This is a genomic window from Streptomyces sp. NPDC058877, from assembly GCF_042742855.1.
Taxonomy (GTDB): Bacteria; Actinomycetota; Actinomycetes; order Streptomycetales; family Streptomycetaceae; genus Streptomyces.
The window spans coordinates 1-10,494 of the sequence record NZ_JBHYMF010000220.1; the positions used below are offsets into that span (position 1 = coordinate 1).

Below are 10,494 nucleotides of genomic sequence, written 5' to 3' on the forward strand. Positions count from 1 at the left end.
GCCGGGACGCACCCGCCCGGCCGGCGGCGACGGTCAGCGGCCCGGGCGGCCCCGGCCCGCCCGCTCCACCAGGAGCCAGCCCGCCAGGGCCAGGGCGACGGCCGTGGGGGCGGTGACGGGGACGACGATCAGGGTGGCGGCGTGTCCGTCGAGGAGGCCCGCGAAGCCCGTCAGGGACAGACCGAGCACGCCCAGCAGGGCCAGGGTGATGCCGAGGGCCGCGAGGGGCCCGCCCCGACCGGTCGCCGGGACGGCCGGGACCGGGGCTTCGAAGCGGCGGAAGGCGGCGACGAGCAGGGCCGTCAGGGCCGCCGCCGCGGCGAACCGGAGCGGAACCCGGGCCCACCAGGCGCCCGAGGCCGGGTCCGGGAGCTCCGTGCCGAGCCCGAGCAGCACCCCGTACACCCCGAGCATGGCCGTGAGGTGCCAGAGGAAGGCCGTCATCGCGATCCCGTTGGCGGCGACCACCGCCCGCCACGCCCGGGGGCGGCCGGCGAGCCGGGCGCCCGGGCCCTTCAGCAGCTCGACCGCACCGACCAGCCACAGGCCGTGGCAGAGCAGTGCGAGGGTCGGCGGCGCCATGTTCGACACCCGTTCGCCGGGCATCCCCACCATGGACAGCGGGTACGGGCCGAGGGCGACGAGCGCACCGGCACCGATCAGCCCCGCTCCGGCGAGCAGGGCCGGGCGGCGGATCATGCCGTCGGCGCGCAGGAAGCCGAGCTGGTGGACCGCCAGCCACACGAACCCGAAGTTCAGGAACTCGACGTAGGGCAGGCCCACCGCGAACCGCAGCAGGTCCACGGCGACCGCCCCGGCCACCAGTGCGGCGAACGCACCCCACCCCCAGCGCTCGTGGAGCCGCAGCAGCGGCGGGGTGAAGGCGACCATCGCCAGGTAGATCCCGATGAACCAGAGCGGCTGGGCGACCAGGCGCAGCGCGACCCCGGTGAGGCCCCCGTCCGCGCCGGCCGACTGGAGCAGCAGCGCGACGGCACCCCACGCCCCGACGAACACCATCGTCGGCCGCAGCAGGCGTTGGAGCCGGGCCCGCAGGAAGGCCGCGTACTGCGGACGCGAGCGGTGGGCGAGGGCGTGCGAGAAGCCGCCGACGAAGAAGAACACCGGCATGACCTGGAGGACCCAGGTCGCCGCCTGGAGCTCCGGCACGACGGCCAGCAGGTTCCCCACCTGCCCGTCGGCGGTGACGGCCGCCATCAGCCAGTGGCCGAGGACGACGACCGCGAGGGAGGCGACCCGGAGCAGATCGACGTACCGGTCCCGCGTCGCCGGTGTGGCGGCGGCGATGTCACGCGCGCTGGTTCCCATGGGAACAGCGTCCCGACCGCGGTGGGGCAGGCGTCAGCGCTCACGTACTCAAAGGGCGCGTGAGTACGTACGGAGGGCTGCCGTCGGCCGCGCGGGCGACCTCTCGGCCCTGGCTGCCGGACTCCCGGGCTTCCGGGCCGACGATCCGTCATGTTCGTGTTCCGTCACCCCACTTCCGAGGAGACGTCCATGTCCCGCGTCCCACGCCTGTCCGCGGTCGTCCTCGCCGCGGCCCTCGCCCTGCTCGTCGGCGGTCCCGCGTCGGCCGGCGAGCCGACCGTGTCCGACCCCCGGGTCGTCGCCCCCTTCGACTTCGCCGCCGGTCAGACCCCGGAGAACATCGCCCTGGAGCCCGACGGCTCCGCGGACCTGACCTTCGCCTACGCCCGGCAGGTGGCCCGCGTCACCCGGGAGGGCACCACCACGGTCCTCGCCACCCTGCCCGAGGTGACCGACCCCCAGACCCCGGGCTTCGGCGCGGCGATCGTCACGGGCATCGCCCGCGCCCATGACGGCACCCTGTACGTCAACTACGCCACCGGCACCGCAGAGAACGGCATCTGGCGCCTCGCGCCCGGCGGCGGAGCGCCCGAGCAGATCGTCGCCCTGCCCTCCGACGTCCTCCCCAACGGTCTCGCCCTCGACGAGGAGTGCGGCACCCTCTACGTCGCCGACTCGGCGCGCGGCCTCGTGTGGAGCGTGCCGCTGGACACCCGCACGCCCTCCGTCTGGGCCTCCGGGACCGCGCTCGAACCGACCGCCGCGATCGCCTTCGGCGCCAATGGCATCAAGGTCCACAACGGTGCCGTCTGGGTCTCCAACACCGCCCGCTCGACCCTGCTCCGCATCCCGATCGGAGAGGGCCGGGTCGCCGGCCCGATCGAGACCAGGGCCACCGGGCTCACCACGATCGACGACTTCGGCTTCACCGGGCACGGCGACACCGTCCTCGCCGCGCTGGTCATGGAGAGCCGACTGGAGCTCGTCCGCCCGGACGGCACCCACCGGACCGTCCTCACCGCCGCGGACGGCCTCGACAACCCGACCTCGGTGGCGGTCCGCGCCAAGACCGTGTACGTGCCCAGTGCGGCCTACTTCACCCCCGTGAAGGACCCGAACCTGCTCCTGGCCCGGATCTCGAAGAACAAGCTCTAGCGGGGTCCGTCGAAGGCGGCTCGCCCGCCCGGAGGGCGGGGCCGCGGCCCCGCCCTCCGGGTCAGCCCGCCGTGTGACGGCGGTCCCGGAGCCAGTGGGCGCACTTCACGGCGTAGCAGACGACCAGGAGCAGCAAGCCGGCCGGAGCGAGCCAGAACAGGGGCTCCGCCACCGTGAGGCTCAGCAGCACGCCGCTGATGAGCAGCAGGCTGCCGATGGTCTCCAGCAGGTCGAGGCGGCCCCGGGTGCGGGTTTCGGGGTCGGATCCACGCATCCTGCGGATGACGGGCACCAGGCCGAGGGCCTGGAGAAAAAGCAGGCCGACCATGAAGGGGACGAGCCAGCCAGGTGTCTCCATGGACCGGATCGTACCGGCGGTCCGTGGCCGTCAGGAGGCGCGGGCCTTGCCGCACGGGAAACGGAAAGCGGCGGAGGGTGCTGCTCCGCGGCGGTGGTGAACGGCCGCTGCCGGTCGTCCGCCGCGCTGCCGGGCGAGGTGGCCGGGCGGACGGTGCCGGGCGGGGTGCGGAAGTCCCTTCCGTCCCGGAGCGCCCGGCGCCACCCTCGACCGAACGGCGTTGCCCCTAGAGGACCGTCGCCCCCGCCGCCGGTGAGGTCGCCGGCCGGGCCGTCCGGCAGGTGCCGGACGCGAGGAGCGCGGCGGCGACCGCCTCCGCCGCCTCCGCGTCCTTCACCAGGAACGCCGTCGTCGGGCCCGAGCCCGACACCAGGGCGGCGAGGGCGCCCGCCCCGGTGCCGGCGGCCAGGGTCTCGGCGAGCGACGGGCGCAGGGAGAGCGCCGGCGCCTGGAGGTCGTTGACGAGGGCGCCCGCGAGGGCGACGGCGTCGCCGGTGCGCAGGGCGTCGAGCAGGGCCGGGGAGGCGACGGGCTCGGGAACCTCGACTCCTTCGGTGAGGCGGTCGAACTCGCCGTACACCGCCGGGGTGGAGAGCCCGCCGTCGGCGACGGCGAACACCCAGTGGAAGGCGCCCCCGACCGGCAGCTCGGTGAGCTTCTCGCCGCGCCCGGTGCCGAGCGCCGCTCCGCCGACCAGGCTGAAGGGCACGTCGGAGCCGAGCTCGGCGCAGATCTCCAACAGCACCTCGCGGGGCGTGTCCAGGCCCCACAGGACGTCGCAGGCCAGCAGTGCGCCCGCGCCGTCGGCGCTGCCGCCCGCCATGCCGCCGGCGACCGGGATGTCCTTCCGGATGTGCAGGTGCACGTCCGGGGAGATGCCGTGGCGGGCGGCCAGCAGTTCGGCGGCGCGGGCGGCCAGGTTGCTGCGGTCCAGCGGCACCTTGTCGGCGTCCGGGCCCTCGCAGGTGATCGTCAGCCGGTCGGCGGGGGTCGCGGTCACCTCGTCGTGGAGGGAGACGGCGAGGAAGACGTTGGCCAGGTCGTGGAAGCCGTCGGGCCGGGCCGCACCGACCGCGAGCTGGACGTTGACCTTGGCCGGCACCCGTACGGTCACGCTCACTGCTGCTTCGCCTCCGCGATCCGTGCGAACTCCTCCACCGTCAGCGACTCGCCCCGCGCCTGCGGCGAGACGCCCGCCTTCACCAGGGCCTCCTCGGCGGCGGCGGGCGAGCCCGCCCAGCCCGCGAGGGCCGCCCGCAGCGTCTTGCGGCGCTGGGCGAACGCCGCGTCGACGACCGCGAAGACCTCCTGCCGGGTGGCGGTGGTCGGCAGCGGTTCGGTGCGGCGGACCAGGGAGACGAGGCCGGAGTCGACGTTCGGCGCGGGCCAGAAGACGTTGCGGCCGATGGCGCCGGCCCGCTTCACCTCGGCGTACCAGTTGGCCTTCACCGACGGGACGCCGTACACCTTGTTCCCGGGGCGTGCGGCGAGCCGGTCGGCGACCTCTGCCTGGACCATGACGAGGGTCCGCTCGATGGTCGGGAAGCGTTCCAGCATGTGCAGCAGGACCGGCACGGCCACGTTGTACGGCAGGTTGGCGACGAGCGCGGTCGGCGGCGGGCCCGGGAGTTCCTGGACGAGCATCGCGTCGGAGTGGACGAGCGCGAAGCGGTCGGCGCGGGCCGGCATGCGGGCGGCGATCGTGGCGGGCAGCGCCGCGGCGAGCACGTCGTCGATCTCGACGGCCGTCACGCGGTCGGCGGCCTCCAACAGGGCCAGGGTGAGGGAACCGAGTCCCGGCCCCACCTCCACGACCACGTCCTCGGGCTGGACCTCCGCCGTGCGGACGATCCGCCGGACGGTGTTGGCGTCGATGACGAAGTTCTGGCCCTTCTGCTTCGTGGGGCGCACGCCGAGGGCGGCGGCCAGCTCACGGATGTCGGCGGGGCCGAGGAGGGCGTCGGGGCTTTCGGGGCCGGTGGTGGTGCTCACCGGTACAGCCTACGGGGCACGGCCGCGGCCCACCTACGGCTCACCACCGCGGCACGGCCCGGACGCTCACCGGTACAGGCGACGGCCGCAGTGCGGCCACGGGCTCGCCCCGCGCTGCACGTAGAGCTTCTTCGCCCGGAAGGTCTGCTCGGCCGCGGGGGCGTCCTGGGCGACTCCGCTGCCGCCCAGGGAGCGCCAGGTGCCGGGGTCGAACTGGTAGAGCCCGCCGTACGTCCCCGAGGGGTCGACCGCGTTCGGCCGGCCGCCGGACTCACAGGCGGCGAGCGCGCCCCAGTCGAGTCCGTCGGCCCCGGCGACGGAGGTGGGCAGCGGCTTGGTGCCGACCCGCACCTTGCGGTTGACGGGTTCGCGGACGATCTCCTCGCCGGTCCGGCGGGGCCGCTCCCGGACTCCGTTGACGGTCCGCAGGCTGTAGGTGACGCGGCGGACTCCCGGAACGCCCTGCCGTTCGACGACCTCGGTGCCCGCGAACAGTTCGGGGTCGCGGGCCCGCTCGACGGCGTACGGCACGGACTCCTCGCGCACCTGCCGGGATCCGGTGATCCGCAGCACGTTCACCGTCTGGCCGTCGCGGGGGAAGGAGTCGGGGGCGACGGAGGTGGCGTCCTGCCCGGAGAGCGTGATCCCCGCCTCGGAGAGGGCCTCCCGCACGGTGGCGGCGTTCGTGCGGACGGTCCGCTCGCGCCCGTCGGCGAGGAAGGTCACGGCCCGTTCGGTGCGGACGTCGAGCGCCAGGCCCCGCCGGGAGATCGGGGCGGAACGGGACACCGACAGGTAGGCGCCCTCCGCACGGACTCCGAGCTGGCGCAGCGCCCCCTCGACGTCCTGGGCCGTCGTCCACACCCGTCGGCGCTGTCCGTCGAGGGTGAGGGAGACCGGTCGCCCGTAGCGGACGGCGATCTCGTCGCCGTCCGCCAGGGGCTCGGTGGGGCCGGGGGCGACGATGTCGTGCGGGCCGATGGTCAGGCCCTCGTCTGCGAGGAGCTCCTCGACGTCGTCGGCGAAGGTGTGGAAGGTGCGCGGGACGCCGTCGACGGACAGCCGGACGGCCTTGTCGTCGGCGACGAAGGCACTGGTGCCGCCGGCCAGGAAGGCGACGACGAGGGCTTGCGGAACGAGCCTGCGCAGCCCGCCCGCGGCGGCGCCGGCCCTCCCGGAGGCCCGGCGTCGCCGGGCGGCGCGGCGGGCGCCGGCGCGCGCCTCCTGCCCGGGGACGCCGACGGCGGGGGCGGGCGGCGCGGGGGGCGCCGTCCGGGTCGGCTGCTCGTCCGCGGGCAGGGTGGTGCCCGCCCCTCGCCGTCCGGCTCGGCGACTGCCCTGGGAAGTGCTCACGAGGCCGGGACCCTAGACGCACCCCTCCGTCACTCCTTGCAGCGACCCGAGCACCTGGAGTGATCGTTATGGATCAGTAATCGAAGGCCCGGGCGGTGTTCACGGCGATCGCCTCCGCCAGTTCGTCCTCCCCGATGCCGCGGACCTCGGCCATGGCCCGGACCGTGACCGGGATCAGGTACGGGGCGTTCGGCCGGCCCCGGAAGGGCGCCGGGGTGAGGAAGGGGGCGTCGGTCTCGACGAGGACCAGTTCCAGCGGGGCGACCGCGAGCGCGTCCCGCAGCGGCTGGGCGTTCTTGAAGGTGACGTTGCCGGCGAAGGACATGTAGTAGCCCTTGGCGGCACAGATCTCGGCCATGGCGGCGTCGCCGGAGTAGCAGTGGAAGACGGTCCGCTCGGGGGCGCCCTCCTCCTCCAGGACGCGCAGCACGTCGGCGTGGGCCTCCCGGTCGTGGATGACGAGGGCCTTGCCGTGCCGCTTGGCGATCTCGATGTGGGCGCGGAAGGAACGCTCCTGCGCGGCGATGCCCTCCGGCCCCGTGCGGAAGAAGTCGAGGCCGGTCTCGCCGACTCCGCGCACCTGCGGCAGGGCGGCGAGCCGGTCGATCTCGCCGAGGGCGTCGTCGAGGGCGTCGTCGCCGCCACCGTCACGGGCCCCCTGTCGCGACCGGCCGTCGGGATCCCCCAGGACGATCCTGGGGGCCTCGTTGGGGTGCAGCGCGACGACGGCATGCACCTTCTCGTGGGCGGCTGCCGTCTCAACGGCCCACTGCGAGCTCTTCACGTCACAGCCGACCTGGACGACCGTGGTCACGCCGACGGCGGCGGCCTTGACCAGTGCCTCCTCGACGGTCCCGGACTGCAGGTCCAGGTGGGTGTGCGAGTCCGCGACCTCCACGAGGAGGGGTTCGGGCAGCGGCGGCGGGGCGTCCTTGGCAGTCATGCCCCGATCGTACGAGGGCCGCGAGCGCCCGCGCGCAGGGTTGCCGGCGCCTCCGTCCCCGGGAGGCACCGGTGGGGGTGGCGGGATCCCGGCCCGGCTACTGGCGGCGCCGGAAGGGGTGCAGGAGGTCCGACAGGTGCCAGTGGTGCGGCACCGGCGGCTTCTCGGGGGCGTCCGCGGTGAGCTCCTGCCCGATGGGGCCCGCGGGCGAGACGGGCTTCGTCGCCCGCGCTCCGTGGTGGTGCTTCTCGGTCGCGGCGATCAGATCGAGCACCGACGACACCTGTCCCGCGCGCATGATCCGGACGACGTGACCGCCGCAGTTCATGCAGGTGGGACTGGACAGCGGAGACGGGACCCGCTCCCCGTCGGCCTTGTAGACGACGAATTCGTGGCCGGCGGCGTCGACGTGGTGCTCGATGTCGTACGCCTGCTCCCAGCCGTATCCACACCGCATGCAGGCGAAGGCGTATGCCTCATGGGCGACGGATATGCCGGTGCCGGTGATCTCGCTCATGCCATGCTCCTCTCCACTGATCAGTGGACGCCTTTTCGGGCCGGAGCGCATCAGCGCGGGACGAACCATGGAAGGCTTTTGGCCCTTCCCTTGCCAAGCGCCCTGCGAAGAGTCCCGGCGCCGGGTTCGGCTTTGCCTTTCAGATTAGTCCTTTACCCTTCGCGGGGCCCGATGCGTCCGCATTCTTTGCCGCCACGACGGCATCGAACACCTCCCGCTTGGGAAGGCCCGCCTCGACCGCGACCGCGGCGATCGCCTCCTTGCGCCGCTCCCCCGCCTCCTCGCGCACCCGCACCCTGCGCACCAGCTCCTCCGCGTCGAGCTCGGCGGGCCCGGTCTCCGGGGCGCCCTCGACGACCACGGTGATCTCGCCCCGGACCCCCTCGGCCGCCCAGACGGCGAGCTCGGCCAGCGGCCCCCGCTTGACCTCCTCGTACGTCTTGGTCAGCTCGCGGCAGACCGCGGCCCGACGCTCGCCGCCGAAGGCCTCGACCATCGCGGCGAGGGTGTCGTCCAGCCGGTGCGGGGCCTCGAAGTAGACGAGGGTCCGCCGCTCGTCCGCGACCTCGCGGAGCCGGCCGAGGCGCTCGCCGGCCTTGCGCGGCAGGAAGCCCTCGAAGCAGAAGCGGTCCACCGGCAGGCCGGAGAGCGCGAGGGCGGTGAGCACGGCCGACGGGCCGGGAACCGCGGTGACCTTGACGTCCTGCTCGACGGCGGCGGCGACGAGCCGGTAGCCGGGGTCCGACACGGACGGCATGCCCGCGTCGGTCACCAGCAGCACCCGGGCGCCGCCGACGAGGGCCTCGACCAGCTCCGGCGTGCGGGCGGACTCGTTGCCCTCGAAGTACGAGACGACCCGTCCCGTGGTGTGGATGCCGAGCGCCCGGGTGAGGCCGCGCAGCCTCCGGGTGTCCTCGGCGGCCACGATGTCCGCGCGCTCCAGCTCCGCGGCCAATCGGGGCGGAGCGTCCGCGATGTCACCGATGGGGGTCCCTGCGAGTACCAACGTTCCAGTCACACGAGACATCCTCCCAGCCCGGACAGGCGACGCGCACAGGCACAGTCCCTACGATGGCGCGGTGACCAGTACCGCACCCGAGGCCCTGGAAGGCCAGCACCCCATGGCGGAGACCGTGGCAGAGCCCTCTTCGTGGCAGCGGAGGCTGCGGCGCTTCGGCTACCCGCCGCCCGGCCCGGACGCCGCACCGCCCATCGGTCTGCGCGAACGGCTCGTCCCCCCGTACACCCGGCCGTCCGCCCGGACGTGGTCGCTCCTGGGCATCGGCCCCGGCCCCGCCGAACGGCTGTGGCGGCTGATGGCCTGGGGCGGACCGCTGCTGGTCACGGCCGTCGCCGGCCTGCTGCGGTTCTGGAACCTGGGCAAGCCGCGCGCGGTGATATTCGACGAGACGTACTACGCCAAGGACTCCTGGGCCCTGATCAACCAGGGGTACGAGGGCGCCTGGCCGAAGGACATCGACAAGACGATCCTGCAGGACCCCGACTCGGTCCTGGTGCCCACCGACCCCGGCTACGTCGTCCACCCGCCGATGGGCAAGTGGATGATCGGCCTCGGCGAGAAGCTCTTCGGCTTCGAGCCCTTCGGCTGGCGGTTCATGGTGGCGCTGCTCGGCACCCTGTCGGTGCTGATGCTGTGCCGGATCGGCCGCCGCCTCTTCCGCTCGACCTTCCTCGGCTGCCTGGCCGGCCTCCTGCTCGCCGTCGACGGCCTGCACTTCGTGATGAGCCGCACCGCGCTCCTCGACCAGGTGCTGATGTTCTTCGTGCTCGCCGCCTTCGGCTGTCTCGTCCTCGACCGGGACCGGACCAGGAAAAGGCTCGCCGCCGCGCTCCCCGAGGACGAGGAGGGGGTGCTGCGGCCCGACGCCGAGGTAGCGGAGTCCCTGCGCCTGGGCTGGCGCCCGTGGCGCATCGCGGCCGGGGTGTCCCTCGGCCTCGCGGCGGCGACCAAGTGGAACGGCCTGTACGTGATGGTCGCCTTCGGCCTGCTCACGGTCCTGTGGGACGTCGGCGGCCGGCGCACGGCCGGCGCCGTCCGCCCGTACCTCGCGGTCATCAGGAAGGACCTGCTGCCGGCGTTCGTCTCGGTCGTGCCGGTGGCCCTGGCCACCTATCTGGCGACCTGGACCGGCTGGCTGGTCAGCGACAAGGGCTACTTCCGCAACTGGGCCGCCGAGCAGGACAAGCTGACCGGCGGCGGCACCTGGAGCTGGCTCCCGGACTGGCTGCGCAGCCTCTGGCACTACGAGACCGAGGTGTACACCTTCCACGTGGGCCTCACCTCGCCCCACACGTACCAGTCGAACCCCTGGTCCTGGATCGTCCTCGGTCGCCCCGTCTCGTACTTCTACGAGTCCCCCGCCCCCGGCACCAAGGGCTGCCCGGCCGACACGACCGAGAAGTGCGCCCAGGAGGTCCTCGCCCTCGGCACCCCCCTCCTGTGGTGGGCCGCCTGCTTCGCCGTCCTGTACGTCCTGTGGCGCTGGGCCTTCCGCCGCGACTGGCGCGCGGGCGCGATCGCCTGCGGCATCGCGGCCGGCTGGCTCCCCTGGTTCCTCTACCAGGAACGCACCATCTTCCTCTTCTACGCGGTCGTCTTCGTGCCCTTCCTGTGTCTGGCGGTGGCCATGATGCTGGGCGCGATCATCGGACCCCGCGGCTCCTCGGAAAGACGCCGCACCTTCGGCACGGTGGCGGCGGGCTGTCTCGTCCTGCTCATCGTCTGGAACTTCATCTACTTCTGGCCCATCTACACCGGGACCCCCATTCCGATGGACCAGTGGAGAAACCGCATGTGGCTCGACACCTGGGTCTAGCGGGGGAATG

The 10,494-nt window shown here is 73.7% G+C and carries 10 protein-coding genes; 2 read left to right on the forward strand and 8 right to left on the reverse strand.

The annotated features are described in order from the left end of the window. Window positions 1–33: 33 nt before the first annotated feature. Window positions 34–1,329 carry an acyltransferase gene (locus ACFW2Y_RS31390; RefSeq protein ID WP_384885859.1) on the reverse strand — a complete coding sequence of 432 codons (1,296 nt, stop codon included), beginning with the start codon at window positions 1,327–1,329 and terminating at the stop codon, window positions 34–36. A 189-nt stretch (window positions 1,330–1,518) separates the two neighbouring features. On the opposite strand from ACFW2Y_RS31390, the gene ACFW2Y_RS31395 reads away from it, so the two are divergent. Then, on the forward strand, window positions 1,519–2,484 hold the full coding sequence (locus tag ACFW2Y_RS31395; RefSeq protein WP_384885861.1) for a hypothetical protein: 966 nt from the start codon (window positions 1,519–1,521) through the stop codon (window positions 2,482–2,484). Window positions 2,485–2,545: 61 nt separating this feature from the next. Here the strand turns inward: ACFW2Y_RS31395 and ACFW2Y_RS31400 are convergent, their stop codons facing one another. The 7 genes from ACFW2Y_RS31400 to rsmI all read right to left on the reverse strand — a co-directional run bounded on the left by ACFW2Y_RS31400 (window position 2,546) and on the right by rsmI (window position 8,674). Further along, window positions 2,546–2,842 carry a hypothetical protein gene (locus ACFW2Y_RS31400; protein WP_384885862.1) on the reverse strand — a complete coding sequence of 99 codons (297 nt, stop codon included), beginning with the start codon at window positions 2,840–2,842 and terminating at the stop codon, window positions 2,546–2,548. Between the two features lie 226 nt (window positions 2,843–3,068). Continuing rightward, on the reverse strand, window positions 3,069–3,962 hold the full coding sequence (locus tag ACFW2Y_RS31405) for a 4-(cytidine 5'-diphospho)-2-C-methyl-D-erythritol kinase (RefSeq protein ID WP_384885863.1): 894 nt from the start codon (window positions 3,960–3,962) through the stop codon (window positions 3,069–3,071). Further along, the gene (rsmA, locus tag ACFW2Y_RS31410; RefSeq protein WP_384885865.1) at window positions 3,959–4,834 is read right to left on the reverse strand and encodes a 16S rRNA (adenine(1518)-N(6)/adenine(1519)-N(6))-dimethyltransferase RsmA; all 876 of its coding nucleotides are present in this window, start codon (window positions 4,832–4,834) and stop codon (window positions 3,959–3,961) included. Before rsmA ends, ACFW2Y_RS31405 begins: the two co-directional genes overlap by 4 nt. 66 nt (window positions 4,835–4,900) lie before the next feature. Further along, window positions 4,901–6,187, reverse strand: coding sequence for a ubiquitin-like domain-containing protein (locus ACFW2Y_RS31415; RefSeq protein WP_384885867.1), 1,287 nt, complete (start codon window positions 6,185–6,187; stop codon window positions 4,901–4,903). A gap of 73 nt (window positions 6,188–6,260) precedes the next feature. Beyond that, window positions 6,261–7,130, reverse strand: a complete 870-nt coding sequence (locus ACFW2Y_RS31420; protein ID WP_384885868.1) for a TatD family hydrolase — start codon at window positions 7,128–7,130, stop codon at window positions 6,261–6,263. A gap of 97 nt (window positions 7,131–7,227) precedes the next feature. After that, window positions 7,228–7,647 carry a hypothetical protein gene (locus ACFW2Y_RS31425; RefSeq protein ID WP_384885869.1) on the reverse strand — a complete coding sequence of 140 codons (420 nt, stop codon included), beginning with the start codon at window positions 7,645–7,647 and terminating at the stop codon, window positions 7,228–7,230. 139 nt (window positions 7,648–7,786) lie between these two features. Next, window positions 7,787–8,674, reverse strand: coding sequence for a 16S rRNA (cytidine(1402)-2'-O)-methyltransferase (gene rsmI, locus ACFW2Y_RS31430; RefSeq protein ID WP_384885871.1), 888 nt, complete (start codon window positions 8,672–8,674; stop codon window positions 7,787–7,789). 52 nt (window positions 8,675–8,726) lie between these two features. Between rsmI and ACFW2Y_RS31435 the strand changes: the two genes are divergently transcribed. Beyond that, window positions 8,727–10,484 (forward strand): dolichyl-phosphate-mannose--protein mannosyltransferase, encoded by a 1,758-nt coding sequence (locus ACFW2Y_RS31435; protein WP_384885873.1) that lies wholly within the window; start codon window positions 8,727–8,729, stop codon window positions 10,482–10,484. The last annotated feature ends 10 nt before the right edge of the window (window positions 10,485–10,494 follow it).

What these genes read in the sequence shown, in the direction of transcription:
- ACFW2Y_RS31390 (WP_384885859.1), bottom strand. Translation starts at nt 1,329, where the DNA reads ATGGGAACCAGCGCGCGTGACATCGCCGCCGCCACACCGGCGACGCGG.
- ACFW2Y_RS31395 (WP_384885861.1), top strand. Translation starts at nt 1,519, where the DNA reads ATGTCCCGCGTCCCACGCCTGTCCGCGGTCGTCCTCGCCGCGGCCCTC.
- ACFW2Y_RS31400 (WP_384885862.1), bottom strand. Translation starts at nt 2,842, where the DNA reads ATGGAGACACCTGGCTGGCTCGTCCCCTTCATGGTCGGCCTGCTTTTT.
- ACFW2Y_RS31420 (WP_384885868.1), bottom strand. Translation starts at nt 7,130, where the DNA reads ATGACTGCCAAGGACGCCCCGCCGCCGCTGCCCGAACCCCTCCTCGTG.
- ACFW2Y_RS31425 (WP_384885869.1), bottom strand. Translation starts at nt 7,647, where the DNA reads ATGAGCGAGATCACCGGCACCGGCATATCCGTCGCCCATGAGGCATAC.
- rsmI (WP_384885871.1), bottom strand. Translation starts at nt 8,674, where the DNA reads ATGTCTCGTGTGACTGGAACGTTGGTACTCGCAGGGACCCCCATCGGT.